Genomic DNA, 26,774 nt, shown 5'->3' on the forward strand with positions numbered 1-26,774 from the left:
ACGCCACGGAACTTGGCCCAGCGCGCGCGAACCGGGCATGCATCGACAGATGCCGCCCGCTTCCTTGCCGAGGGATCTCTCCCGCTCGGTCTCACCTCCGCGCCTCCGGACGCCGCTGCCCTGCGCGCCGCGGCGCCCTGACGGCGGCCCCCGCTCGCGACGCGTCGATGGGAGGCTCGCAAGCGTGCTCGTCGCGCTGGCCGTGTGCGGATGCAAGCCGGCAGGCGCGGCGGTGGAGCTGTCGAAGGAGGGGGCGAGCGACGAGGCGATCGAGGTCGCCGCGCTGCCAGCGGACGGCCCCAAGCTGGTCGCGCTTCGCGCAGGGACGCCCGTGCTCGCGCGTCCGCAGGCGGGCGCACGCAAGCTCGGCGAGCTCTATCCTGGCGCCGCCGTCGTGAGGTCCTCGGAGCCGTACGGACGCGCGGGGTGCAGCGGCGGCTGGTATGCGATCCGCCCTCGGGGGTTCGTCTGCGCGGGCGACGGCGCGACGCTGAACACCGACGTGCTCGCGCTCCTGCCGGCTCTGCCCGACACGTCGCGGCCCCTCCCCTACCGCTATGGCCGCGCGCGAACCCAGGGCGCCCCGGCGTATTTCGGGGTGCCCAGCCGCGAGGAGCTGCAGCACGCCGAGCCGGATCTCGATCGCCACCTCGAGCGTGTGCGGCGCAGCGACGCGCAGCTCGGCGCGTCGGCCAACGACGTCCCGCTGGACGCGCGCGGCGTCTCCTCCGGGCCCCCGGTGCTGCTGCCGGGAGGCGACGGCATCGGCGAGGACGGGCGCAGGACCGAGGCCGGATACTTCCTCTTCCCCATCGCCGACGCGATCGCGCCGCTCCCGCCCGTCGCCGCGCTCGGCATCGACATCGGCGGAAAGGACGGCGCCCGCGTCGATCTGCGCGCCGCGCTGAAGACGGTGGCGCTGCGCAAAGGCAGCGGGGTCGCGATCACCCGCACGTTCACGGCGGGAGCGGACGACGGACGCAGGTTCGGCGTGACGCCGGAAGGACGGCTCGTCCCGACCGACCGGCTCCAGGCCGCGCTCGGATCACCGTGGCACGGCCTCGATGTCGAGAAGCTCGGGCTGCCTGTGGCGTTCGTCCATCGCCACGACGTTCACATGTGGTCGCTCGGACGCGGCAAGGCGAACGCGAACGACGAGGAGCTCGAGCGCCACACGGGCGTGCCGCTCACGGGCAGGTTCAGGACGGTGGACGGCGTCCGCTTCGAGGAGGCGCGCGACGGCTTCTGGCTGCGCGCGCAGGACCTTGTCGTCGTCGTCCGTCGCACCAAGCTCCCCGACTTCGCCAAAGGCGCGCAGCGCTGGCTCGACGTCAGCCTGGTGAACCAGACCCTGACGGCCTACGAGGGGCAGAAGCCCATCTACGCCACGCTGATCTCGTCCGGACGCGACCAGCTGCGCGACCCTGAATCGACCGCTTCCACCGCGCGCGGCACCTTCCGCGTACGGAGCAAGCACGTCACGCGCAACATCGATCCGCGCGAAGTCGCCGACAGCTTCGACGTCACCGACGCCCCGTGGGTGATGGACCTCGCGCCGGGCCAGGCGATCACCGGCATGTACTGGAGCGCCGGGGTCGGCGAAGCGCAAGGCTTCCACGACATCGCGCTGACGCCCATCGATGCGCGGCGCATCTTCCTGTGGGCCGAGCCGGAGCTCCCCGAAGGCTGGCACGCTGTATATAGCAACGACGAGGGAGGAACCCTCGTTCACGTGCGGCCTTGATGTTCACGCAGCCACCGCTGGCCCTCCGAGGGAGGCCAGCGGCCGACTGTCACCATTGCTGGTGCCGAAGGAGGGAATCGAACCCCCGACCCGGCGCGTATGAAACGCCTGCTCTAGCCAGCTGAGCTACTTCGGCAAAAGTGAGGGCGGACTAGTACCGCCCCGTCTCCACTCTGTCAAGCGAGGTCGTGCGCGTTACGGCGCGTGATCGTCGCGGTCATCTCTGCCTTCTCCGCCTTCTCTGCCTTCTCTGCCTTCTCTGCCTTCTCTGCCTTCCCGGTCATCCCCGAAGATCGCTCGGCATCACCGTTCGCGCTCTCGGTGCTTCGGCAGGACCGCGGGGTTCCTCGCCTCGAACGGCATCGACCACCGGAAGCTCTCGCCGAGCTCGGGCGGCACCGGGGGGTACGGCGAACCGCGCAGCACCGCGCGCCGGCAGTTCTCATCGAACTCGGGGATGCCGCTCGGCCGCGTCACCGACGCGCTCCCCACCGTCCCATCCGCGCGGATCACGAAGGTCACGATCACCGTCCCCTGAAGCCCCTCGCCTGCGGCCCACTTGGGAAACGCGTCGGCCCACAGCGGGTGCAGCTTGGCCATGACCTGCCTCATGTAGTGGCTGCGCCTGCGATCGAGCGGATCGTTGTCGAGCAGCCGGCCGCGCCCGGAACCGAGCGCGCTGGAACGCGCACCGCGGCCCGCCACGCCACCCGCGCCGGTCGCGCCCGGTCCTGCCTGTCCGCCTGGCCCGAACCCACGCGCCCCTCCGGCCGAGCTGGCGTGAACGAGCGACTGGATCGCCGTCGCCACCTCCTGCTCGCTGTCCACCGTGTCGTTCGGGTGCCCCACGGCGTCGGCGGGGACGGAGGGCGTGCCCACAGCGACCATCGGCCGCGCCAGCGGAACCGCCGCGCTCTCGCGGTGATCCTCGCCGGGCCGCCCGTCGCGAACGCCCAGCCCCGCGGACGCGCGCTCGCCGCCCTCGACGGCGCCGCCGGTGGCGCGCGGGCTCGCCCCCAGGGAAAGCGGCGCGTCGCGCGCGGCGGACACGTCGGTCGCGCCGTCGGTGCCTGCAGGCTGGGCCGCAGCGCCGAGCTCACCGCCGCGACGCTGGGGCGCGCCCCCATCACGCGCCCCGAGCGACGGATCGCGCTCGGCCGACGTGCGTCGCTCGGCCCGACGGCCGACCCGCCCCCCCGCGAGGAACGTGAGCTCCATGGGCTCCCGGCTGGCGCGCCAGTCCTCGCGCGACGCGCGCTGGGACGACGAGCGGATGCGCTGGATCTGGCTCCTGTCGAGGCGCGAACGGATCTCTGGAGACAGAAAGATCGCGTCGTCCCTGTCGGCGAGGTTCAACGCAGGCAGCTCCGCCGCGTCGGTACCGCCACGCCCGCTCGTCCCCGTGTCCGGCCGCGGTGCGGCTTCCCCTCCGCCGCGCGAAAGGCGGACGGCCAGCTCGGACGCGGTCGCCGCCGCGCGGTCGAGCGTGCCGTCCGTGACGACGGGCAGCTCGATCTCGATCGGCGCGCTCATCGCGGCGGACGACCCGACCGTCCGCGCGCGCGCTACCTCCCGCCCCGAGAACGAGCCTGCGACGACCAGCGCGCCTGCGCCCACCAGCCCTGCGTGGGCCGCGACGGAGAGCGCCCACGCGGATGCGATCCGGCGACCGTCGCGAGACCCCTGCGCCATCGTGCTGTCACTATGCCTCGAGACGTGCGTGGGGCGAGCCCGCAGGCGCGGACCGCGCGCGCTCGCCTCAGCCGGTGAGCGCGCCGTCCTGCGGGAGCCGCAGCCGCCTGCGGGTGTTCTCCGCCGTGCGCGCGGCCAGCGCCTCGAAGGGCTCGCCCCGGAGCTCCGCGACGAAGCGCGCCGTGTGCAGCACGTGCCCTGGCTCGCACCGTTTCCCCCGGAACGGCACCGGCGCGAGGTAAGGGCTGTCCGTCTCGACCAGGATCCGATCCCCCGGAGCCCAGGCGGCGACCTCCTGGATCGCGCGCGCGGTCTTGAAGGTCACGATGCCCGAGAACGAGAGGTCGAAATCGAGCGCGAGCGCCCGCTCGGCGAACGCGCGATCCTCGGAGAAGCAATGGATGATGCCGCCGACGTCGCTCGCCTGGGCGCGCTCCAGGATCGCGAGCGTGTCTTCCGGCGCCTCGCGCGTGTGGATGACGATGGGCTTCTCCACCCTCCGAGCGAGGGCGACGAGGTCGGCGAAGACGCGCTGCTGTGTGTCCTTCGGCGAGTGCATGTAGTGGTAGTCGAGGCCGATCTCGCCGACGGCCACGACCTCGGGCAGGCGCGCGAGGACCTCGAGCTCCGCGAGCATCCGGTCGTCCAAGGCAGAGGCGTCGTGCGGATGGACGCCGACCGCGGCGTGCACGTCGGCGCGCCGCGCCGCGAGATCCGCGGCGAAGCGCGCCGCGGAGAGATCCGCGTCGACGCCGACGACCACGAACGCGTCCACGCCGGCGGCCCGCGCGCGGTCCAGGACGGCGTCGGCTCCCTCGCGGAAGTGACGCGGATCGACGTGGCAGTGGGAATCGATGATCATGCTTCGATTCAGGTGACGAGCTCGGCGAAGCGCGCGCGGAGCAGCGCGCTCGCGGCGTCGAGCGCGCAGCTGTCGCAGTAGCCCATCCCGCGCAGCCGCTCGAGCGCGCGCGTCGCGTTCCTGCGCTCCTCCTCGCGCAGCTCGCCCCAGCCCTTCTCGGACTTGCCGTCGCTCTGCGCGTCGCGCAGGAGCGCGACGAGATCGCGGACCAGGAGCGCCACGCCCTTGCGCCGCTCCGTGAACACCGCCTCCCGCAGCTTGCGGATCTGCTGCGGGAACACGACCGCGTTGACGATCTTCTGCCCAGGGTGGTCGATGGCCCACGCCGCGATGGCCGAGATCAGGCCGCGCCGGTGATCGTCGTGCTTCGTGCGGACCCCGAGGAGCCCCTCCACCTCGCGCATCATGCGCTCGTCCGGGTTCTCGAAGTCGCCGGTGTGCGGGTTCCTGATCTTCTCCCCCTTCACCCAGACGCCGACGTGGGAGACGTACCGATCGAACAGCTCGGCGTAGCGCGTCTCGTCGACGAGGCCGCTGGCCGTCCGCATCTCCTCCTCGGTCGTGTCGAGCAGGCGCGTGCGCACGACCTCACGGAAGAGCCGGTGATCGTGGTAGCCGCCCGCGAGCTGCTTCTCCTTGAGCCAGTCGTACTCCGCCTGCCGCTTGCAGAGCGCGTCGAGCTCCGAGAGCACCGCGAACGGGGAGAGGCACGCGTGGTCCTCGCTCTGCGCCGCGTCGAGCAGGAGCGTCCGCACCTCGCGCGGCGAGACGCCGAGGCGCCCCTCGAAATCCACGGACGCGTCGCTCTCGTGGTAGATCGCCTCGATGCCCGCGCGCAGGACCTTCTGCGCCTCGGCGTCGAACCGCTCCGGCGCCGTGCCGGTCGCGAACAGCTCCATCTTCTCGACGGCCGTGAGGCTCGAGACGAGCGGCGCGAGCGCGTCGGGGTACCGCTTCGCCTCCGGCTGCCGCATGCGGGTGAGCACGGCGAACTGCGCGGCGACGCGCGTCGCGTGCGGGGCGACGTGGCGGGTCACGAACGGGACGATCTGCGTGTCGTAGATCGCCTGCTCGTCAGGGTAGCTCCGGAGGTAGGGCGCGCGCAGGAGCTCGAAGCGCCCGCGGAAGCTCGGGAACTCCGGGTGCTCCCGGAAGGCGTTGAGGTGCACGTCGTTGGCGCTGCCGATCATCACGACGTTCGTCTGCACCGTCTGCTGCGGCAGGCTGACCTCCCCCGTCTCCAGCGTGAGCTGGAGGTACCGGAAAGCGTCGAGCGGCCGCTTGAGGAGATCGCTGAACTCGAGCACGCCCCCGGCGGCCTCGATGAGCTCACCGTGCGCCTCGAAGAGCGTCGTCGCCTGGAGCGAGGTCGGGAGCGAGGCGAGCGAGCGATCTGCCGTGATCTGCCGCTCGCCGGCGTCGACCGAGAGCTCCGGGCCGATCGTGACGGCGCCGACGCGGTAGCGGCGGGAGATGAAGTACCGCTCGACCTGGACGTGCCGCAACGTCTCGACGAGCGAGCCGCCGCTCGCCACGAGAAGCGCCTCGAAGACCTGCTGGTTCTTGTGCGACAGCTTGCCGCTCATCAGCCACTCGGGCGGCGGCTCCGTCGCGCCGGCGTCCTCGTAGAGCTTCAGGATGAGCGCCCGCCGCTCTCGCACCGGGAGCAGGAACAGCGGGTGATCCCTGAGCTCGATCACGAGCCGGGCGTCGATCTGGTCGTCCTCGAGGTGGGCGTAGCTCGTGCCGTCCGCGGCGCTCGCCTTCACGTCGCCGCCGAAGCCGATCGAGCCGCGCATCGTCTTGCGGCTCGGGAACACCCAGTGGAAGCGGTACACTGCCCCCTCATCGAGGGTCGAGTAGTGCTCCAGGGCGCGCAGGATGCAGGCGGCGAGCGTGCTCTTCGCTGAGCCGTTCGGCCCGTGCATCAGGACGAGCCTGTTGGCCCTGCCCTCGCGCACGAAGTTGCAGAGCACCCGGTAGACCTCGGCCTGCAGCTCTTCGTGGCCGATCAGCGCGAAGTCCCGCCCATGGTACGAAGCCGCGGCCGGCGCGCCCTGCTGCGCGGGCTCCGTCGCGGGCAGCTCCCACGGCAGATCGAAGAGCTGGAACCGGGTCAGCTCCCCCCAGGGCTTCTTGATCGTCCGCGTGCCGAAATGGTCGAACATGTCGCGGACGTAGCGAGCCGCGTCGCGTCCGAAGCGGACCGGATTGGAAGCGAAGAGCTCCAGGTACTGCTGGAAGGAGAGGACCCGCTGCTCTTCGTTGAACCGCCTGGCCATCGAGGAGGCGATGGCATCCAGCTCGGAGAGGGCCTTTCGAGCCCGCTCAGCCGCACTGCCTTGGACCGTCTGGCTGGGGCCGACCTCGCTGGGCTGGCCCCCCCGGTAACCGGAGGTGTCGTTGTTCACGTGAGGCTGAGTTTACCGTTCCGCCTACTGCACGTCGACGACCGCCTCGAGCTCCTGCTTCTGCATCAGGCAATTCGCGGCGCTGCAGATGCTGAAGGAGAGCACGCCCGCCACCTTGGTCTTGCCCTTCTTGGCCGCCACGAACGGGACCTTGAGGACGCCCTTGTTCTCCTCGAACGCGCCGTCCTCGCGCTTGAGCAAGGGCTTCGGGTACGAAACGCCCTCGGCGGCCGCCTCGGTGACCTTGAACTTGATGGGGTACTTGTCGTTGATGTGGTAGTCGCCCTTCGACAGGAGCGACACCTCCACGAGCCCCTCCTGGCCGGCCTTGTACGTCCCTGTCGGCTTCATTTCGAGGGTGTAGACCGCATCCTCGACCTTCGATTTTCCGCCCTGGGGTGGGGCTGCAGGTGCCGCCTCGGTGGCGCCGCGAGAGGTCGCCGCTTCGCTCTGGCTACAGCCCAGGACGGGGAGCCCGGAGAGCGCGATCAGGCACATCGCGGTGGAGAGGGGCTTGCCGGTCCGAGTTGAAGGATGAGTGCTCATGGTCAACACAAATAACACAGCGGCGTCGCCAGCGCGAACGCGGGGCCCCGGCGCCCGGGACGATGGCGCACTGAACCGCAGCGCGCGTGCGCCATGCGCCATGCGCCGCCGCCGCGGCGCGTAAGGCGCAACGTCGCACGAGCGCACGGCACGGCGCCGCCGTCAGCGCGAGATCAGCAGCGCGACGAGCGCACAGAGCAGCGCTGCCGCGCCGGCCACCGTGGGGATGACCCACCGCGGCAAGCGCTGTGGCACGCCCATCACGATGTCCTCGGCGAACGCCTCGGAAGCGTCCGGCGAGGGCGCGATGACCGCGGCGGCGCTCGACCCGCCGCTCGCGCCGGCGGCGACCGCGCCCACCCTCGCCGAGGCATGCGGCTGGCGGGCCAGGACCGACGGCAGCGCGGCGCGGATCCGGGCCGCGAGCTCCTTCTGCGGCAGGTGCGCCCAGTCGCGGTGCGAGCCCGCGAGGCCGTACGCCTGGCCCACGCGATCGGCGAGCAGGCCGACGGAGGGCAGGCGCGCCTCCGGGCTTTTCATGAAGGCCTCCTCCATCACCGGATCGAGCGAGGCCGGCGCTCCGTACGCCTTGCCCGCCACGCTCGGAGGCAGCGGATTGCTGCCCATGATGGCCACGAGGATCATCGGACCGGTCGGCGCGTGGAACGGGACCTGCCCCGTGACGCACTCGAACACGATCGCCGCGACCGACCAGACGTCGGCGCGATGGTCGAGCGCGAGCAGCCCCTGCGCCTGCTCGGGGGACATGTAGAAGGGCGACCCGATCGTCGTGCCGACGACGGTCAGCTTCTTCGCGCCCTCGCTGTTGTCGCGCACGCTGCCGAAATCGAGGATCTTCACCCTGTCGCCGTCGTGCGTGCCGACCAGGAAGATGTTGTCCGGCTTGAGATCGCGGTGCACGACCTTGCGCTTGTGCGCCTCCTCGAGGCCGAGCGCGATCTGCGACAGCATCCGAACCAGGCGCTCGGGGGGCAGCACCTTGTCGCGCTTGAGGACCGTCCGCAGCTCCTCGCCCTCGAGGTACTCCATGACCAGCGCGAAGCTGTGGTCCTCGGTCTTCTCGAAGGCGAGCACCTCGACGATCTGTTCGTGGGGTAGCGACGCGCTGACCTCGAACTCGCGGTGAAAGCGCTCGACGCTCACCTCGTCGAGCGCGACCTCGGGGTGGAGGATCTTCAGGGCGACGCTGCGACCGGTCCGAAGATCGAGCGCCTGGTAGACGCGCCCCATGCCCCCGTCGGCGACGATCCGCCAGATCTGGTAGCGCCCGCCGCAGAGGGTCGCGCCGACGCGCCTGTCCTCCGGGTGGACCGGCGGCGCTACCTCAGCGACCGGGATGAGGCGCTGCCCGTCGACCGGACAGAAGCCGCTGTCGTGCGAGAAGAGCCTGAAACAGGCGGAGCACGTCTTCAAGCCGCACCCGGGATCAGGCGCGGGAGGGGTCCGCGGCCGGCGTGCTGCCCGTCGCGGGCTCCGGCGGCATGTAGTAGAGGATCCGGTTGCAGTTCGGGCACCGCTCGAACTCCTCCTGGCGGCGCATCTTCTGGAACATCATCGGCGGCACGGACAGGTGGCAGCCGAGGCATGTGCCGTCGTAGGTGCGGGCGATCGCGACGGGCCTGCGCGTCCGGATCGACTCGTAGCGGCGGTACAGGACGACCGGCAGCTTGCCGACCACCTGCTGGCGCGCGTCGGCGCGCTGGGTGCGCTCGGCCTCGAGCGCGGCCAGCGACGCCTGCGTCCCCGGCGCGCTGCCGTCGATCGCCCCTGCCAGCTCGACGCGCTTCGCCTCCGCCACGTCGATCGCCGAGCGCGCCCCCTCGGAGGCCGAGTTCAGCCGCTCGATCTCTTCCTCGCGATCGCGGTGCAGCTTGCGCAGCTCCTCGATCTCGCGCTGCGCCGCGTTGGACTCGCGCTCGTTCCGGGAGCGCTGCAGCTTCTCCCGCGAGCGCTCGATCTGGCTCGACATCTGGCGGAGCTCGACGACGAGCTCGGAGCGCGTCTTCTCCATCGCCGCCAGGGTCTCCCGATCGCCCTTCAGCCGCTCCTCTAGCCGCTTCAGGTCGGACCGCATCCCTTCCAGGCTGCCGCGCTGCTTGTCGAGCTGCTCATCGATGCGGCGGATCTCGCTGTCGATGGCCGACAGCTCTTCGAGGAATGCGATCTGCTCGCGGATGCTCACGTGCTTCCTTGTCTCCTTCTGTTTCGTGGCTTTCGTGGGCCCACCTGGACTCGAACCAGGAACAGCCCGGTTATGAGCCGGGGGCTCTGACCGATTGAGCTATAGGCCCTGGTACAAGGGCGAACCCCGATCGGGGCCGCCCACTTTCGCACCGGCGGACAACGTAGTCCAAGCGGCGCGCAGTTGGAAGGGGAGCGGTTCGGCCGGACCGGGTTCCACGACGGCGCCACGGCGGTCGGGGGTGGCTCGGCCGTGAGGAAGCCCGTCCGCGGACGGGGCGCAGCGCGAGGGGGGCCTCGCCGGGCATGGCGCAGGGACATTGCGCCGGCGTGCGCGGTCAGTCCACGCCAGAGGCCACGCCAGAGGCCACGCCAGAGGCCACGCCAGAGGCCACGCCAGAGGCCGCGCCATGGGCCACGCCAGAGGCCCGCTCGGGCTGCGGCCCCTCACGGCCCCTGCCGCCCGCCCGGATCGACCATCGGGCTGCGGCGCGGGATGCGCGCTGTTTTTGCCGCCGGGGTCACGGCCTTGCCCCCGTCGAGCGCGTCGGAGCAGCACCGGAACCCGACCTGATAGAAGCGGAACCACCGGTTGTGCGTCGACGTGACCGGGCGGCATCGCGAGCGGATCGGCCCCCAGTAGCCCCCTTTCAGCGTCGATCGGAACGGCTTCTCGTCCAGCGTGCCGAGCTCATTGTTCACCCACTCGTCGACGTTGCCGGTCATGTCGCGCACGCCGAAGGGGCTGACGCACCGGTGCATCTCCCCGGACGCAACCCGGCGATCGAGCCGCTCGACCTCCGCCGAGATCTTCCATGGGTCAGCGAACGTCTCTAGCACCGGCATCGAGATCTTCCTGTCGATGTTGCAGGCGTCGGGATCGCGAGCGATCCCGTAAGGATAGGGCCACATCTGCGGCCCCTCGCACGCGAACTCCCACTCCTCGCCGGAGCAGAGCCGCTTGCCCTCGATCTCGCAGGCGCGCTTCGCCTCCAGCCAGTTGACCATCACCACCGGGCGGACGCCCTCGATGTTCGGGTACTCGAAGACGTCGATGCAGAAGCGCCGGTGCTGGAGGCGCCCCTCGCAGAGGACCTCCGGCTCGAACCGGGCGCAGATGTCCTTCTCCTCGTCGATGTAAGCGGCGCAGCGGTGCCCGACGTACGGGCAATAGATGCCGTCGACGAGCACCATCCCGCCGAGGCACGCCGCGCGGCTCTCCGGGTCGACGCGCACGTACGCGGGCAGCGGCGGTGGCGCAGGAGGCGAAAGCGCGGGCGCGGGCGGGGCCGGCTCCGGCGGGGCGGTGCTCTCAGCCGGGGCCGCGCCCGCCGCGTCGAGCGGCCCAGGCGGCCTCTGGAAGCGGGGGGCGAAGAGGAGCGCGCTCACCAGGGCGGCGACGACGAGGGCGGCGATGAAGGCGATGCGCTCGCGCATGTCAGTCGTACACGCCGTCCTTCTCGCGGTCGCGCTCGATGAAGGGCCGCGGCGGCGGGGTGACGACGCCGTCGACGGTGTCCGCGCAGCAGCGGAAGCCGACCTGGTAGAACTTGAACGTCGGCCCGTGCCCTCCGGTCGTGAGGCGGCAGGTGTTCCGAACAGGACCCCAGTAGCCGCCGTTGAGCGTGGCCGGGCGCGACGTGCCCGGATCGTCGGCGAGGTTGTCGGTCCACTCGTCGACGTTGCCGGAGAGGTCGTACGCCCCGTAGGCGCTGATGCAGTTCGGGTGCGATCCGATGGGATCGGCCTGCCACAGCCGGGCGATCTCGCCCTCGCGGGTCGCCTCGTCCACCATGGCGTCGATGTCGAACTCGATCGCGGCGCGGTCGATGTTGCAAGGGCTGGGCGTGCGCACGAAGCCCCAAGGATACGGCAGGCGCTTCGGTCCTTCGCAAGCGAGCATCCACTCGGAGCGCCGGCACAGCCGCCTGCCGATCGAGGCGCAGAGCGACTTCGCTTCGTTCCAGTCGACGTAGACGCGCGGGAGCTCGCCCACCCGGTTCGGCCACTCGTGGCGGTCGATGCAGAAGCGCCGGTGATCCAAAGGAGCCCGACAGCGGGCGCCGCGCCCGTACTCGGGGCAGCCATGGCCGGCTCCATCGCCGCTGCGGGTGCAGACATACGGGAGGGATGGACAGAAATCGCCCTCCACGAGGGTCATGTCGGCGGGACACGCAGCGCGCGCCACCGGATCCTCCGCGAAGGGATCGACCAGCGGGGCCGCCGCGGCGGCCTGCCGGCTCGCGCTTTGCGGAACCGGAGCAGCACCGGGAGGTGAGCCCGGAGCGGGCGCTGCTGCCTCCTCCTGACCAGCGGCCGTGGCGGGTGCAGGCGTGGACGATGCCGGTGCCGCGGGCCCGGCAGAACGCGCCGCAGCGGGACCGGGCTCGGAGCGCCCGGACGGCGAGGGCGGCTCGAGCAGCAGCGCGTCGAGCTCAGGGGTGTACCGCGCAAGGAGCGCGACCACGCCGAGCGCAGCGCCGGCGCCGACCGCCATCAGGACACTCCTTGCACGCGCTTCCACCTGCGCGCCCTCTCATAGTCCAGCTCGCAGCGCAGCGACGTGAGAAGAATTGTAAGACAACCGGAAGACCTGGCGCGCCGTGCGCGGCGCGTCGCGGCGTGCGACGGGGCGGGGCTACCAGGGCAACAGGGGCAACAGGGGCAACAGGGGCAACAGGAGCAACAGAGCCGACAGAGCAGCGAGCGGCGAGCAGGAGCGGCGCCACGCCCGCTTCCGTGTGTGATAGCTCTCCGGTTCCCCCTATGGATCGACTGGTCGTTCGAGGCGCCCGGCAGCACAACCTCAAGAACGTCAGCGTGTCGCTTCCGCGCGACCGCCTGGTGGTGATCACCGGCCCGAGCGGCTCGGGCAAGTCGTCCCTGGCGTTCGACACCATCTACGCGGAAGGGCAGCGGCGCTACGTCGAGTCGCTCTCCGCCTACGCGCGGCAGTTCCTCGAGCAGCTGTCCAAGCCGGACGTCGAGTCGATCGAGGGCCTCTCGCCCGCCATCGCGATCGAGCAGCGCGCGCTGGCGAAGAGCCCGCGATCGACCGTCGGCACGGTGACCGAGATCTCGGACTACCTCCGCCTGCTCTTCGCGCGCGTCGGCACCCCGCATTGCCCCGCGTGCGGCAAGCGGATCGAGGCCCAGACGGTGCAGCAGATCGTCGACCGCATCCTCGATTTCGGCGACAAGACGCGGGTCACGATCATGGCGCCCATCGCGCGAGGCCGCCGCGGAGAGCTGAAGCTCGACATCGAGCGGCTGCGCCGGGAGGGCTTCGTGCGAGCGCGCATCGACGGCGAGATCGTCGATCTCGGCGACGAGATCGTCCTCGACCGGACGCGCGCGCACGACCTCGACGTGGTCGTGGACCGGATCGTGGTCAAGGACGGCATCAAGGGCCGGCTCACCGACTCCGTCGAGCTCGCGCTCAAGCTGGGCGAGGGCAGGCTGCTCGTCGACATCTCCAGCGACGGCATGAAGATCGAGCCGCTCTGGATGAGCGAGCGCTTCGCGTGCATCGACTGCGGCATCTCGCTGCCGCCCATCGAGCCGCGGATGTTCTCCTTCAACGGCCCGCACGGCGCGTGCCCCGCCTGCGACGGCATCGGCGCGAGGACCCGCATCGATCCGGACCGCGTGGTCCCCGATCCTCGCCGCACGCTCCGCGAGGGCGCGGTGGTGGCCTGGGGGCGCCGCGGCTCGCTCTCGCTCGCCACGGAGACGGAGCGGGCCGTCAGCGCGCTCGGCTGTGATCCGGACGTCCCGTGGGCGAAGCTGCCGGCGGCGGTGCGGCAGGCGATCCTCGAGGGGAGCGACGCCCAGGGCGCCGGCGGCCGGGGGAAGAAGAAGGCCGCCTACGAGGGGATCATCCCGCGGCTCGAGCGCCTGCTGAGCAGCGGCGAGCCCGCCCTCGCCGACGAGGAGGAGGCCGATCCCGACGAGGACAGCGCCGTGCTCTCCGACGAGATCGGCCGCTTCGTCATCACGCGCGTGTGCGACGCCTGCGACGGCAGGCGCCTGCGCCCGGAGGCGCTCGCCGTGCGCCTCGAGGATCGCAACATCGCGGACGTCGGCACCCTGCCGCTGCGCACGCTGCGCGTCTTCCTCGAGGGCCTCATGCCGCCGAAGGAAGGCGCGCCGCAGGCCGCAAAGGGGAGCGCGCCGCAGGCCGCAAAGGGGAGCGCGCCGCGGGCCTCCGCCGACGGGCAGGCCGCGGGCGAGGCCCACGTCGACGGCGCGCTCGCGCCGCGCGAGCGCGCGATCGCCGAGCCGCTGCTCCGGGCGGTGATCGCCCGCCTCGGGTTCCTCATCGACGTCGGGCTCGACTACCTCACGCTCGACCGCTCCGCGCAGACCCTCTCCGGCGGCGAGGGCCAGCGCATCCGCCTCGCGACGCAGATCGGGGCCGCGCTCGTCGGCGTGCTCTACGTGCTCGACGAGCCCTCGGTGGGCCTGCACGCGCGCGACAACACGCGCCTGCTCGAGGCGCTCAGGCGGCTCGTGGACCTCGGCAACACCGTGGTCGTCGTCGAGCACGACCGCGACGCCATCCTCGCGGCCGACCACATCGTGGACATGGGCCCGGGCGCGGGCGTGCACGGCGGCAACGTGGTGGCGCAGGGCACGCCGGAGGAGCTGAGCGCCGATCCGGCGTCGATCACCGGCCCGTACCTCAGCGGCAAGAAGCAGCTGGCGATCCCCACGAAGCGCCAGCGCCCCGACGGGCGCTTCATCCGCGTGAGCGGCGCGCGGGCCCACAACCTCCTCAACGTCACGGCCGAGATCCCCGTCGGCCTCTTCTGCACGGTCACCGGCGTGTCCGGCTCGGGCAAGTCGAGCCTCATCGTCGACACGCTGCTGCCGGCCGCGAAGAACGAGCTGTACAGGAGCTCCGCCCCGATCGGCGCGTGCGACGGCATCGAGGGCCTCTCGCACATCGACAAGGTCATCTCGATCGATCAAGCCCCGATCGGCCGCACGCCGCGCTCGAACCCGGCGACGTACACGGGGGTCTTCGGGCTCCTGCGCGAGCTCTACGCGGGCCTCCCGGAGGCGAGGACGCGCGGCTACAAGGCGGGCCGCTTCTCGTTCAACGTGAAGGGCGGCCGGTGCGAGGCCTGCCAGGGCGACGGCGTGCTCCGGATCGAGATGCACTTCCTGCCCGACATCTTCGTGACGTGCGAGACGTGCGGCGGCCGCCGGTACAACCGCGAGACGCTCGAGGTGCTCTACCGCGGGATGTCGATCGCCGACGCGCTCGACCTGACGGTCGAGCAGGCGATCGACCAGTTCGAGGCGCTCCCCCGCGTCCGGGAGCGGCTCGCCGCGCTCGCGCGGGTCGGCCTCGGCTACATCACGCTGGGGCAGCCCGCGACGACGCTCTCGGGCGGCGAGGCGCAGCGCGTGAAGCTCGCGCGCGAGCTCGCGCGCAAGGCCACCGGCCGCACGCTCTACGTGCTCGACGAGCCGACGACGGGCCTGCACTTCTCCGACATCGAGGTGCTCACCGCGAGCCTGATGAGCCTGCGCGACGCCGGGAACACCGTCCTCGTGATCGAGCACAACCTCGACGTGATCGCCTGCAGCGACTGGGTGATCGACCTGGGCCCCGAGGGCGGCGAGCGCGGCGGGACGATCGTCGCCGCCGGCACCCCGGAGGACATCGCGCAGGAGGAGGCGTCCTACACCGGCGCGTACCTGCGCGAGGTGCTCACGGCGTCGAAGCGCCGCACCCCGCAGCCGCCGCGCGGCCGCGCGGCCGCCCGCAAATAGCAGAACGGGCGTGGCCCCGCCCGGTCCGCGCGACGTGGACCGGGAGCGGGAGCGCACGCCCGACGGCGCCGAGGCACCCTCGCGCAAGGAGGCGACCGGCGGCCGGCCTCCTCGCGCGACGCAGCGTCAGCCGTAGTCCTTCTCGACCCTCTCCTGATCCTCTTTGCAGCGGATGCACAGGGTCGTCTCGGGGCGCGCCTCGAGGCGCTTCGCCGAGATCTCCTCCTCACACTCCTCGCACTTGCCGAACGAGCCGTCCTCGATCTTCACGAGCGCCTTCTGGATCTTGTCGAGGAACGACTTCTCGCGGCCACGGAGCCGGAAGGTGAACGACTGCAGGTACTCGCTCGACGCGAGGTCCATCTCGTCAGGGAGATCGTTCGCGTCGAGCATCATGTCTTCGGTCAGCGTTTGCTTGGCCTTCTTGACGATCTCGTCGCGCTTCGTCTCAAGCAGGGTCTTGAACTTTTTCAGCTGGGCCTTGTTCATAGGTCCTCTCGCGTCGAATGCGCCGTTCGGCGCTGCCGTCTGAGCTCCCTGGCGCATGCAAGCCGCGGGGCGCTGACCCCGGCTGCCGGGACTTACGGCTCCGCGACATGTCCGGAGAGGCCAGACAGCCCCCCGAAATTGCGAGGCGCGGGATTCTAGGCGTGGGAGCCGAGCCCGTCAACGACGCCTCCGTCGCAGGCAGAGATCGCCCGGACTCACTGCGGCCAACGCCTCTCGATTCGCGATCGGTCGCCGTCACGCGCCATCGGTCGCCGTCACGCGCCGTCACCCGCGCGACCGACCGGGCGCTGCGGCATCGGTCGCCATCGGTTGTCGGGACAGCGTGGAAAGCATCTGCGGGAAGTCCCCGAGCCGCCGGAAAAGGCGGCGGACTTGGCCTCAAACCCGCATGCTCACCCCAGAGCACGCCGGAAATGAGACGCAGCGGACGGTTTGACGAAAGGCAGCTCACGTGGAACAAATTTATCCCATATTGCTGGATTTCGATCAGAACCGAACCCCGGTCCGTCCCCGCGATGCCTCGACGGTGATCGTCCTCCGTGACGGTCGCGCTGGAATCGAGGTGTTCTGCGTTCGCCGCCACGCGAGCTCGAGCTTCATGGGGGGCGCCGTGGTGTTCCCTGGTGGGAAAGTGGACGCGCAGGACGGCGCGGAAGTCTGGAGGGATCGGGCGACCGAGCCACCGGCGCGCGCCGCTGCGTTCGCGACGGGCGAGACGCCGGCGCGAGCGCTGTGTGTGGCCGCGTGCCGCGAGACGCTGGAGGAAGGGGGCATCCTGCCGACCGATCTCCCGCTGTCCGGCGACGAGGTCGACGTGGTGGGGCGGGAGCTCGCCGCCGGGGCGCCGCTCGATGCGGTCCTCGCGCGGCGCGGCCTGAAGCTCGCGCTCGCGGCGCTCGTCCCGTGGGCGCGGTGGATCACGCCCCTCGCCGAGGCGCGGCGCTTCGACGCGCGCTTCTTCCTGCTACCGCTGCCGCCAGGCCAGATCGGGCGACACGACGGGCACGAGACGACGATGAGCTTCTGGGCAGCGCCGTCCGAGGTCCTGGAGCGCGCCGCGCGTGGGGAGATCCTTCTCGCTCCGCCGACTTCACGCACGCTCGAGCTCCTCGCCGCTGTCGCAGACGTGCGCAGCGCCGTGGCGCTCGCGGAACGCCAGTCGCTCTTGCCGATCTGTCCGCGCTTCGTCCCGGGCGATGGGGCCGAGCCGCCCTACCTGGCGCTGCCAGGCGACCCTTCGCACGAGGCCCGCGATCGGCGCGCCGAGGGTCCGACCCGTTACGTCCTGCGCAACGGGCGCTTCGTCGCCGAAGAATGCTGCGCACATGGATCCCTGATCCACATCAAACAGGAACGAGAGCCAGATCCACCCGTGCCGACCAGCTTCGACGCCCCCCAGACGAATGCCCCCTCCGTGCCGGCGACGCCTGATCTCGAGGAGTGAGCCATGGAAACGAACCCGAAAGAGAACACGACGCAGCCCGAGCTGTTCACCGCGAGCGACGTCGCGCGCTTCTGTCAGGTGGACCTCAAGACCATCCACAATTGGGCGGACAAGGGGGAGATCCGCCACTTCCGCACGCCAGGACGGCACCTCCGTTTCCGGCGGCTGGACGTGCTCGATTTCCTCCGAAAGTACGGCTACCCGATCCCGGAGATCCTCCGGATGGGCAAGCCGAAGGTCGTCGTTGTCGACGACGACCCCTCCGTCCTCGCCGCGCTCCGCAAGACGCTGTCGCGGAGGTTCGACCTGACGACGTTCCAGGATCCGTTCGACGCGCTCGTCGCGGTGGGCAACCTCCAGCCCGACGCGCTCATCCTGGACATCATGATGCCGGGCCTCGACGGCGTGCGCTGTCTGGAGCGGCTCCGCTCCATCGACGCGACCTCGCACATCCGCTGCATCGTGTACTCGAACCACGAGGACATGAAGAAGAACGCGACCGAGGCCGGCGCCTACGACTTCATCAAGAAGGGCGAGGCCAGCGAGCTGCGCGACTCACTCGAGCGGCTCATGGGCCTCGAGCGAGGGTGACGCCTGCGCGGGCGACGCCCGCCCAGGCCAGCGGCGCCCCTCACTTGCCCTCGCGGTAGGCGCGGATCGCGTTCACGATGGCGTCCGCCATCTTCTGCCGGAAGTCGGCGGTCGCGAGGCGAGCCTCGTCCTCGGGGTTCGAGATGAACGCGGTCTCGAACAGCGCGGCCGGCATGTCGGCGCCCGCGAGGACGAAGAAGCCCGCGCCCCTGACGCCCTGATCCTTCGTGTCGGGGTAGCGGGGCGAGAGCGACGCGAGCGACGATCGCTGGAGGAGCTCGGCGAAGTGGCGCGAGCGGGCCGCCATGTCACCGACGTTGAGGTTCGACAGGATCGCCGCCACCTCGAGGCGGGCGCCGGGATCACCTGGGTCCACGCCCTGCCCTGCCCGCCCGGCGCGGGCGGCGTTCTCGCGCGCCGCGAGCTGCGCCGACGTCGCCTCGCCGTCGTGAGGGGCCGCGAGCGAGAACGTCTGGACCCCACGAGCGCGGCCGTTCTCGCTCGCGTTGCAGTGGATCGAGACGAACAGGTCGGCGTGGAACGCGTTCGCGCGCGCGGTGCGGAGCTCCAGCGGGACGTAGGTGTCGCTGTCCCGCGTGAGGAGCGTCTCGATCTTGAGCTCGCGCGCGAGGAGCGGGGCGACGCGGTGGGCGACGTCGAGCGTCACGTCCTTCTCCTTCAACCCGGTGGGGCCGACGGCGCCGGTGTCGTTGCCGCCGTGCCCCGGATCGATCGCGACGCGCCGGACCTCCCGCGCGCCGCCGGGGTTGTCCTTGTCGTCGCGCAACGGAGGGCGGGTGCTCACGTCGACGACGATCCGGAACGGATCGGGGAGGTAGAAGATCCGGCGGTGCAGGTTGGCGGCGAGATCGAGGACGACGCGCGTTCCATCCGGCTGGACGCCGACGCGCACCCGCCGCAGGACGCCGCCGACCTCGATCTCCCGCGCGATGCCGCGCGACGTCGCCCTCGCGATGTCGACGAACACGCGCGCGTCCTTGCCGGCGCTCTCGTCCGCCGCGAGCGTGCCTACGTCGAACGTCGTCGGCGCGGAGAGCTCGACAACGACGCGCGCCCCTTTGTCCGAGCCGTGCCGCTCGATCGAGGTGATCTTCACCGGGCCGGTGGGCGCCGCCGGCGCGCGGGGGGCCACGACGACATCGCCGGTGGCTTCGGCGGTCGTCACCCGCACCGGCGCCGCGCCCGCGGCGCTCGCGGGCGCGGCGGAGGAGCCCGGCGCCGGGCTCGATGCGAGCGCGAGCGCGACGCCCTCGACCCGGTGTCCCTCCTGCTCCAGCGCGCGCAGCGCGTCCCCGCTCGGCCGGTAGGCAGCGGCTTGCGCCAGCGCGAGCGCGAGCGCGCCCAGGCACTGCGAGCGCGGCGCGCCGCCGGACGGCGCGGGCGGGGCGAGGGCCGCGTAGCGCCGCGAGACCAGGTAGAGCTCGCGGTACGCGACGGCCGCGTCGTGAGCGAGCTCGCCGGCGAGCAGCGCGCGGCGGCGCTCGGCCTGGCACGCGCGCTCGACGTGGGCCGGATCGGAAGAGGCGCGGAAGGCCGTCGCCGCCGCGCTGTAGAGCTCCATCGCCTCGCGCGCGTCGGTGACCGCCTGATCGAGGCGGAAGAGCCGCACGCGAAGGTCGCCGGCCAGCTCCGCGAGCGAGGCCGCCTGCGCCGGCGCCCCGGCGCGCGATGACGCGATGGCGACGGCATCGGCGAGGGCGACCGTCTCGGCGCGGGGTGGGAGGAGCGCAGCCGGATCGAGCAGCGCGGCGGCACGCTCCTCGTCGGAGATGCCGGCGGGCGCAGCCGGCGCGCCGCCCTCCGCGCTGCACCCGAGGGTGGCGTGCGCCACCACGGCAAAAAGCGCGATCGCCGCGAACGCCGGAGCGTTACGATGCAACCACGCCGGGCTGGTGTGCTGTCGGCTCGCCAGTTCAGCCCCGCGCGCCGAGCGACTGGCGATGCGTCCAGGAGGTTTCACGTGCCCGACCTCACGCCCACTTCATCCACAGGACCCCTCTACGCGGACCGCGCGTCGGGGGAGAGGTTTGCCGACGCGACGAGCATGGTCAACGCGTATCTCGCCCGGTACGACGCGAGCTCTCGGGGCGGGGCCGGATCGCCGAGCGGCGCCGGCGCCAGCACGCTCGACGAGACGGGGTACGCGCAGCTTCAGCACGGGAGCGCGACGATCGGCGTCAACGTGCTGGAGGCTCAAGGCGTCCTGATGGTCTTCTCTCCCATCATGGCCGTCCCCCTGAGCGGGCGCGAGGCCTTCTACCGGCGGCTCCTGGAGCTCAGCTTCGTCATCACCTCCGACGCGGCCTTCGCGATCGACAAGGCGCGCAACGAGGTGGTGGTGCGCTGCCTGCGGCGCCTCAGCGCGCTCGAGTACGAAGAGTTCGAGGATATCGTCACGACGGTGAGCCAGGTCGCCGACACCTGGGATGACGCGCTGCTGCGCGAGGTGCGCGGCGGGTGAGCCGTTCCCGGTCGTTCCGGGGGCGCCGGGGGGGGCGCGCGCTCCCGCCGTGCGCGGCAGCCCGTGATGCGCCGATCCGTCGCGAGATTGCGGTGCAGCAGACGCGGGTGGTAAGTTCCTCACCGCGATGACTGCGGGGGAGCAACCGACGACCGCGGAACCTGGTGAGCGCTCCCTCTCTGCGGAGGAGGCGGAGCGGATCGCGTCGTCGATCCGGCCGTCCTGGGAGGCGTTCGACGAGCTGTCGGGCGCCCGAGGCGACGCGCGCGGCGGCGCCGTTGCGGAGGAGCCCGGCGCATCCGCAGCGAAATCGTCGGAAGCCCAGGCGGCCTCCCCCGCCGGAGCGCCGGCGGTGAAGCCTGGGCCCGCGGAGGCGCCTTCTCCTGCTGCACCAGCGGCGCCCACGACGGGCGTCATCGAGGCCCCGCCAGCCGGCGCGTCCGGCGTGTCCGACACCGTGATCGAGGGGGTCCCGACCATTGCCGTCGGCGAGGACCCGCCGGGGCCGCCCGCGGCGGGGGCCACGTCCCGCGACGCGGGAGCGGCGGGGGCCGGTGAGCAGGCCAGCCCCTCGCCTCAGCCGCTCATCGACGCCCGGACGGCCGGCGGCGCCTCGGACGCGAGCGCCCCGAGCGCGGGCGCGGTGACGCGGGAACCGCCCCCCGCGCCGGCAGGGAAAACACAGGTAGGAATGGGTGAGCCGGAGGCAGCGGCCGCCGCGCCAGGCGCCGCGGCCGGCGCGCACGCCGCTGAGCCGCAGCCGCGGGTGGACCGGTCCCCCTCCCCGCCCCCGGAGGACGAACCGCCTTCGGCACGGCCGAAGCGCAGGGGCCCCCGCGCGGCGCCTCCGGCGAGGGAGAGCGCTGATTCCGTGGCCGCGTCAGGCGTCCGCACGGAAGACCACGATCCGATCGAGATCCCCGTGTCCACGCCGAACAAGACGGCGCTGCGGGTCGTGCTCGCCCTCGCGGGCGTGGCCTTGCTGCTCGTCGTTGGTCGCACCTTGCTTCGAGACGACGCCGGAGAGGATCCCAGGCCCCCGGCGGCATCGTCGACGGCGGAGACGCCCGCCGCAGCGACCACGCCCCCCGCCGCCTCGCAGGCGCCCCCCGCCGCCTCGACCGCCGCCACCGCTACGGACGACGGCGCCTCACCTGCGCCGAGCGCCTCAGCGTCGCCTCCGGCTCCCGCGGCGACGACATCCTCCGTCGCGGCGGCGCCTGCCTCTGCCGCGACGCCTCCTGCAGCCACGGCGCCTGCTTCTGCCACGGCGCACGCCTCCGCCGGGAGCGCAGCGGCGCCCGCGGTGCCAGCGCCCACGCCGAAGGCGGCCCCCCCTGCACAGAGGCCCGCGCCTCAAGCACCGGCGCAGCGTGGCACGAGCTCGACCGGAGGCAGCAAGGGCGGCGGCATCATCCGCGATGCGCCGTTCTGAAGCGCACCTGTTTACTCGCCTCGGCAGCGAGGCCTGCTGCAATCGTATCCTTTCGCGGACGCCGACGAGGCGAAGCCCGATCTGAGGAGCCATGAAAACACGCGCCTGCGCCCCAGTCCTCCTGCTCTCGCTGATCGCTCCCGCCGTGCTCACGGAGGCCGGGCTCCCCCCTTCTCTCTTCAGCGAGCGGCTGAGCTTCGCGCAACCGTCCGATCCCGTGACCGAGGTCGCGCGCCAGCGCTACGAGGAAGGGGTCAAGGCGTACGACGCCGGTCGGTTCGAGGAGGCACGCACCGCGTTCCTTCAGGTCTACGCGCTCAAGCGACACCCGGCCGTGCTGCTCAACCTCGGACAGAGCGAGCTTCGCTCCAATCACCTCCAGGACGCCGGCAAGCACCTGCAGCAGTTCCTGCGCGAGCACGCCGCGGCGACGCCGGAGCAGCGCGCCGCAGCGGAGAAGGCGATCGCCGATGTGAAACGGAGGAGCGGCTTCCTCGTCGTGATCGCCGACGCGAATGGCGCGGACATCAGCGTCGACGGCGTCCTCATCGGCAAGGCGCCGCTGCTCGATCCGGTGTTTGTGACGCCCGGCAAGCACACCTTGTTCGCGACCTACCTGGACCGATCGGCGACCACGCAGGTGGACGCGAAGATCGGCACAGCCACGCCCGCGACGCTCACCCTGGGCACGAGCGGCGCGACGCCCGCGACGCCGCCTGTCGGCGCGCCCACCCCGGCGACGCCGACCCCTGCGCCCACCTCGGCCGCCCCGGGCGCCGCGCCGCCACCGCCGGCACAGCCTCCGGCGACGGGCACCACGCCGCCCGCGCCGGGCGCGACCGCTCCCGGCGCGATGGCTCCGGGCGCAGCCGCGCCGAGCCCCTCACCGTCACCAGCAGCGCCGACGGGCGCCGGCGGCTTCAGCGTCTCGACGAGCAGCACGATGGGCTCGATGAGCCCAGCGCAGGCCTCCGGCGGACGCGAGCCGTTCTTCCACTGGTACGCGCGCAAGCCGCTCGCCTGGGCGGGCACCGGCGTCGCCGGCGTCGGCCTGGTCATGGGGATCGTCGGCTCGGCCATCACGGTCGACGCGCGCAGCAGCGCCGACGACATCGGGGGGCAGATCGAGGCGTACGTCGCGGGTCACCAGAGCGCGATCCCCGCGAACCGCAGGTCTCAGCCCTGTGGCGCGCGCGAAGATCCGTCGGGCGACCTCCCCGACTTCAGGAACGCGTGCGGAAAGCTCCGCGAGAAGCTCGACCGCTTTGACGGCGCGGTCCCCTGGGCGATCACCGGGTGGGTCCTCTTCGGCGTCGGGGTCGTCGGCACCGCGACCTACGCCATGATCGATTGGTACCCGCAGAAGCAGCAGACCGCAGCCGACGGGCCGCGCATCACCGCGATCGCGCCGTTCGTGGCGCCAGGTCAGGCCACCCTCAGCGTCGCGGGCGCCTTCTGAAGAGATCGAGCGCGCCAAGAGCAACATCGGAGTGGGCGTCCTTGTAAAGCTGGCCGACGTGCTCGGCGTCCGGCCCGGGGATCTGGTGCGGCTCGTGACCTATGGCGGACTGTACGAGACGGCCCACCTCGACGACCTACCGGCGCCAGGGGACCTGACGCTGGTGCTGGTGGTCGCGTCGGTAACACCGACGCTGCGCGAGGATCTGGCGCGCAAGGGCTGGACTCTGAGCCCGCTCGGCGGAGGGTATGCGCGCATCGACGGGCCGATGTACGATACGTACCTCGCCATCACGGACGAGGTGACCGAGGCGGAACGCGACGACTACCTGCGGCTCTTCAGCCATCGGTCCGCCCTGCCGGGCGAGGCAGCACGGTGGCTGAAGCAGTGGATGAGGGACACGAGGATGAAGCAGCCGGACATCGAGGAACTCCCGGGGTACGAGGAGATGTTCCAGAAGCTGGTCGAGGCGATGCCTGTGGAAAAACGGCTCGCCGGACTCGCCCCCGAGCAGCGGCTCGCCGGGCTCGCCCCCGAGCAGCGGCTCGCCGGGCTCGCCCCCGAGCAGGTGATCCTCGCGCTCCCGGTGGAGGTGCTGCGCATGCTCTCCGAGGAGCATCTCCATTCGCTCCCCGCCGACGTTCGGGAGACGATCAAGAAGCGCCTCCGGGGCATCGCCCATTGACGCGCGGAGCGCGAGAGCAAGGCCAGCCCTGGCGGAGCGCGACCGGTTGAGGCAGGCGCTCCTGCCAGCGTGACAGCGGGGTTGCGGTGCGTCCGCAGCGCTGACACGCCGCGTTTTCGATCGGGAGTGGCTTCAGACCGGCGAGGGCTCGACGGGCTTGGCGTCGGTGGGCTTGGTCTCGACGGGCGCCGGCTCGTCCGGCGCGGCGGCGCTGCCGCGGCGCTTCGGGCGGAGCCTCCGCAGCGCGTCGCGGAACGAGATGGCGCTGAAGCGGCGCTTCGCCTCGGGGATGTCCCAGCAGGCGTTGACGCCGGCGGCGCGCGCCTCGTTCCCGAGCAGCGTGGCATACGTCACGATGGAGTTGCGCAGCACCATCGCCTCTTCCCGGTTCCGCAGACCGAGGATGCCGAGCAGGTCACGGCCGCTCACCTCGTCGAGCAGCGCGCTGCCTTCGCGCAGGAAGTCTTCGGTGAGGCCGACGGGCGAAAGGCGGGCCTGGTGCTGCTTGGCGAGCCGGAGCAGCATGGCGAGATCGCTGGTCTCCTCGGTGAGCGTGCCGCTCGTGTTGACGTCGGCGAACTGCTCGGCGACATCCGGCTCGAACGCGAACGCCTGATCGGCGAACGCCTTGAGCCGCGCGCGCCACGGCCGGCTCGCCTTGATCACCTGGTCGACGGGCCGGACCTGGTAGGCGCCGGTGCGCTTGCCCTCGCCGAACCAGAGGTTCGCGGTGTCGAGCAGCTGGATGGCGCCGCGGAGCAGCGCGCGGCGCTCGGGGCCGTAGGCCTTGCTCGTGAGCTGCGCCTCGTACTGGACGACGGCCAGATAGAGGTCCCGGAGCTCCGTGAGGGTGGTCGTGAACCCAGCAGCCCGGGAACGCGGCCAGCGCCGCCGAGACGGCCGGGGATCGTGTCCGCAGCGCCGGGGAGCCGTACCAGCAGCGCCGAGGAGCCGTACCAGCAGCTCCGAGGAGCTACACCAGCAGCGCCGAGGAGCTACACCAGCAGCTCCAGGGAGCCGTACCAGCAGCTCCGAGGAGCTGCACCAGCAGCTCCAGGGAGCCGTGCCAGCGGCTCCGAGGGGCCGTACCAGCAGCTCCTCGGAGCTGCACCAGCAGCTCGGAGGAGCCGTACCAGCGGGTGCCGGCAGGCATCCCGGGGTTGCTGGGGAGCCGCTGGGAGGCGCTGGCGCTCGCTCAGCCTGAGCCGCCGGCCGGCGAGAGCGCGCCGCCCGAGGACGCGAAGGACGAAGCGAGGGCGCGCTTTTTCAAGGGCAGGAAGCTCTACCAGGAGGGGGCCTGGAGCGCCGCGCTCGCGGAGTTCCAGGCGTCGAGGGAGCTCTACCCGAACGAGAGCGCGACGGTCGGCGCCGCCGAGAGCCTGAAGCGCCTCCAGCGCTTCGACGAGGCGCTCGATCTCTTCGAGGTCGTGCTGCGCGACTTCTCCGAGGCCCTGGAGGCGCCGAGGCGAGACGCGATCCAGCGCGAGGTGATCGCGCTGCGCGGGCTCGTCGGCACCGTCGAGATCGCGCAGGCCGAGCCTGGCGCGACGATCACCGTCGACGGGCAGCGCCGGGGGGATTTTCCGCTGGTCGCGCCGCTCCGGGTCGCGGCGGGCAGCCACGGCGTGCGCGTGTACAAGGAGGGCTTCGAGCCGTTCGAGACGCGCGTCGAGGTCGCGGGCGGGCAGACCGCGCGCGTCGCGGCGCGCCTGGTCCGGCTGAAGCAAGTGGGGACGCTCCGGGTCGTCGAGGCGCGCGGGCGGGAGCTCTCGGTGGTCGTCGACGGCGTCGAGGTCGGCAAGACCTCGGCGGCGCCGCTCTCGGTGCCGCTCGCGCCCGGCGCGCACGTGGTGCTCCTGCGCGGCGCGGGCCGCCTCGGCACCGCGCCGGTCCGCGTGAGCCTCCGGGTGGATGAGGTCGAGCAGTTGCGGCTCGAGGCGGAGGAGCTGGACGTCGCGCTGCGCATCGCGCCGGTGCCCGTGGACGCGCTCGTGTCGCTCGACGGCGTGTCGCTCGGCCGGGGTCCGTGGGAAGGGCAGGTCCGCGCGGGGAAGCACACCGTCGAGGCCACGGCCGAGGGGTTCCTGCCCGCGACGCGCGCGATCGCGCTCGCGCGCGGCGGGCGGGAGGAGCTCTCGGTGGAGCTCGAGCGCGATCCCGGGTCGCCCTTCTGGCGCAAGCCGCCGCCGCCGCCGCGCTTCCTCGTGGAGCTGGGGACGGCGGTGCTCATCGCGCCGAGCTTCGGGGGCGACGTGGCGGGCACGTGCGGGACGGGGTGCAGCGCGGGGGTGGGCGCCGGGAGCTACGGCGTGCTCCGCGGCGGGTACCAGCTGAGCTCGGGCATCGGGTTCGGGGCGTCGTTCGGCGCGCTCTCGGTGAAACAGGCGACGCGCGGGCGGCGCACGTCGCTCAACCTCGTCGGGGACCCTGCGCTGGCGACGAGCGCGATGGACGCCGCGGGCGATACGACCGCCGCTGGCCAGGTCGACGACGTGCTCCGGCTGCGCGGCTTGCTCCTCGGCGCGTGGGTCGGCTACGCGCTCGACGCGGGCTTGCCGATCCACTTCCGGCTCGGCGCGGGCGGCGTCTTCGGGTCGATGTCCGACGCGCGGAGCGGATCGTTCGCCGCGCGCACGGAGGGCGCGGCGGCTTACCGGGTGGGAACGGTCGTCGCGACGCAGGCGGCGCGCTTCGTGTTCGTCGCGCCGGAGGTGCGCGTCGGGTGGTCGCTCAGCGAACACGTCGAGGTGAACGCGGGGCTGGAGGTGCCGGTGCTGTTCGCGGTGTCGCGGCCGGCGTGGCGCGAGGCGGACGGGATCCACGCCGGTCCCGACGGCTATGGGTGGTTCAGCGCCGAGCCGCTGGTGGGCGGTGTCGTCGTCGGCGTGGCGCCGACCGTGGGGGCGCGGTTCGAGCTTTGACGCTTG

General features: G+C 72.0%; 20 protein-coding genes and 2 tRNA genes. 9 read left to right on the forward strand and 13 right to left on the reverse strand.

The annotated features are described in order from the left end of the window. Positions 1-184 precede the first annotated feature (184 nt). Entirely contained in the window at positions 185-1,744 is a 1,560-nt protein-coding gene (locus WMF22_RS20915) for a L,D-transpeptidase (RefSeq protein WP_438036802.1), read from the forward strand. 59 nt (positions 1,745-1,803) lie between these two features. Here the strand turns inward: WMF22_RS20915 and WMF22_RS20920 are convergent. The 10 genes from WMF22_RS20920 to WMF22_RS20965 all read right to left on the reverse strand — a co-directional run bounded on the left by WMF22_RS20920 (position 1,804) and on the right by WMF22_RS20965 (position 11,954). Next, positions 1,804-1,880 (reverse strand) — tRNA-Met (locus tag WMF22_RS20920). 167 nt (positions 1,881-2,047) lie between these two features. Next, positions 2,048-3,436 carry a TonB family protein gene (locus WMF22_RS20925; RefSeq protein WP_438036803.1) on the reverse strand — a complete coding sequence of 463 codons (1,389 nt, stop codon included), beginning with the start codon at positions 3,434-3,436 and terminating at the stop codon, positions 2,048-2,050. A 67-nt stretch (positions 3,437-3,503) separates the two neighbouring features. Next, entirely contained in the window at positions 3,504-4,298 is a 795-nt protein-coding gene (locus tag WMF22_RS20930) for a TatD family hydrolase (RefSeq protein WP_437300809.1), read from the reverse strand. 8 nt (positions 4,299-4,306) lie between these two features. Next, on the reverse strand, positions 4,307-6,709 hold the full coding sequence (locus WMF22_RS20935) for a PrkA family serine protein kinase (protein ID WP_438036804.1): 2,403 nt from the start codon (positions 6,707-6,709) through the stop codon (positions 4,307-4,309). Positions 6,710-6,733: 24 nt separating this feature from the next. Then, complete coding sequence (locus tag WMF22_RS20940; RefSeq protein ID WP_437300811.1) at positions 6,734-7,255, reverse strand: hypothetical protein; 522 nt, start codon at positions 7,253-7,255, stop codon at positions 6,734-6,736. Between the two features lie 162 nt (positions 7,256-7,417). Further along, a complete protein-coding gene (locus tag WMF22_RS20945; protein WP_438036805.1) occupies positions 7,418-8,689 on the reverse strand; it encodes a serine/threonine-protein kinase in 1,272 nt (423 codons plus the stop codon). A 13-nt stretch (positions 8,690-8,702) separates the two neighbouring features. Next, positions 8,703-9,458 carry a zinc ribbon domain-containing protein gene (locus tag WMF22_RS20950; RefSeq protein WP_437300813.1) on the reverse strand — a complete coding sequence of 252 codons (756 nt, stop codon included), beginning with the start codon at positions 9,456-9,458 and terminating at the stop codon, positions 8,703-8,705. 35 nt (positions 9,459-9,493) lie between these two features. Then, positions 9,494-9,567 (reverse strand) — tRNA-Ile (locus WMF22_RS20955). Positions 9,568-9,904: 337 nt separating this feature from the next. Beyond that, complete coding sequence (locus WMF22_RS20960) at positions 9,905-10,894, reverse strand: formylglycine-generating enzyme family protein (RefSeq protein WP_437300814.1); 990 nt, start codon at positions 10,892-10,894, stop codon at positions 9,905-9,907. A gap of 1 nt (position 10,895) precedes the next feature. After that, positions 10,896-11,954, reverse strand: coding sequence for a formylglycine-generating enzyme family protein (locus WMF22_RS20965; protein ID WP_437300815.1), 1,059 nt, complete (start codon positions 11,952-11,954; stop codon positions 10,896-10,898). A gap of 269 nt (positions 11,955-12,223) precedes the next feature. Between WMF22_RS20965 and uvrA the strand changes: the two genes are divergently transcribed. Continuing rightward, the gene (gene uvrA / locus WMF22_RS20970; protein ID WP_438036806.1) at positions 12,224-15,241 is read left to right on the forward strand and encodes an excinuclease ABC subunit UvrA; all 3,018 of its coding nucleotides are present in this window, start codon (positions 12,224-12,226) and stop codon (positions 15,239-15,241) included. A gap of 126 nt (positions 15,242-15,367) precedes the next feature. On the opposite strand, the gene WMF22_RS20975 is transcribed toward uvrA, so the two are convergent. Further along, on the reverse strand, positions 15,368-15,730 hold the full coding sequence (locus WMF22_RS20975) for a TraR/DksA family transcriptional regulator (protein ID WP_012236416.1): 363 nt from the start codon (positions 15,728-15,730) through the stop codon (positions 15,368-15,370). A 547-nt stretch (positions 15,731-16,277) separates the two neighbouring features. On the opposite strand from WMF22_RS20975, the gene WMF22_RS20980 reads away from it, so the two are divergent. Continuing rightward, positions 16,278-17,195: an NUDIX hydrolase gene (locus WMF22_RS20980; protein ID WP_438036807.1), complete on the forward strand. Its 918-nt coding sequence runs from the start codon at positions 16,278-16,280 to the stop codon at positions 17,193-17,195. A 3-nt stretch (positions 17,196-17,198) separates the two neighbouring features. Beyond that, the gene (locus WMF22_RS20985; protein WP_437300818.1) at positions 17,199-17,786 is read left to right on the forward strand and encodes a response regulator; all 588 of its coding nucleotides are present in this window, start codon (positions 17,199-17,201) and stop codon (positions 17,784-17,786) included. Positions 17,787-17,826: 40 nt separating this feature from the next. On the opposite strand, the gene WMF22_RS20990 is transcribed toward WMF22_RS20985, so the two are convergent. After that, positions 17,827-19,686, reverse strand: a complete 1,860-nt coding sequence (locus WMF22_RS20990) for an N-acetylmuramoyl-L-alanine amidase (RefSeq protein ID WP_438036808.1) — start codon at positions 19,684-19,686, stop codon at positions 17,827-17,829. A gap of 165 nt (positions 19,687-19,851) precedes the next feature. Between WMF22_RS20990 and WMF22_RS20995 the strand changes: the two genes are divergently transcribed. The 4 genes from WMF22_RS20995 (at position 19,852) to WMF22_RS21010 (ending at position 23,847) form a co-directional block, all read left to right on the forward strand. Further along, positions 19,852-20,268, forward strand: a complete 417-nt coding sequence (locus WMF22_RS20995) for a YbjN domain-containing protein (protein ID WP_437300820.1) — start codon at positions 19,852-19,854, stop codon at positions 20,266-20,268. Positions 20,269-20,395: 127 nt separating this feature from the next. Next, positions 20,396-21,703 carry a hypothetical protein gene (locus WMF22_RS21000; RefSeq protein WP_438036809.1) on the forward strand — a complete coding sequence of 436 codons (1,308 nt, stop codon included), beginning with the start codon at positions 20,396-20,398 and terminating at the stop codon, positions 21,701-21,703. Between the two features lie 91 nt (positions 21,704-21,794). Next, on the forward strand, positions 21,795-23,162 hold the full coding sequence (locus WMF22_RS21005; RefSeq protein ID WP_438036810.1) for a tetratricopeptide repeat protein: 1,368 nt from the start codon (positions 21,795-21,797) through the stop codon (positions 23,160-23,162). 31 nt (positions 23,163-23,193) lie between these two features. After that, complete coding sequence (locus WMF22_RS21010) at positions 23,194-23,847, forward strand: hypothetical protein (protein WP_438036811.1); 654 nt, start codon at positions 23,194-23,196, stop codon at positions 23,845-23,847. 132 nt (positions 23,848-23,979) lie between these two features. Here the strand turns inward: WMF22_RS21010 and WMF22_RS21015 are convergent, their stop codons facing one another. After that, on the reverse strand, positions 23,980-24,513 hold the full coding sequence (locus tag WMF22_RS21015; protein ID WP_438036812.1) for a hypothetical protein: 534 nt from the start codon (positions 24,511-24,513) through the stop codon (positions 23,980-23,982). 473 nt (positions 24,514-24,986) lie between these two features. Here WMF22_RS21015 and WMF22_RS21020 point away from each other — a divergent pair, with 473 nt between their 5' ends. Next, entirely contained in the window at positions 24,987-26,768 is a 1,782-nt protein-coding gene (locus WMF22_RS21020) for a PEGA domain-containing protein (protein WP_438036813.1), read from the forward strand. Positions 26,769-26,774: the final 6 nt, after the last annotated feature.

Origin of the sequence: Sorangium sp. So ce204 (assembly GCF_051526795.1) — a bacterium.
In the GTDB taxonomy this organism is placed as follows: domain Bacteria; phylum Myxococcota_A; class Polyangia; order Polyangiales; family Polyangiaceae; genus Sorangium; species Sorangium cellulosum_B.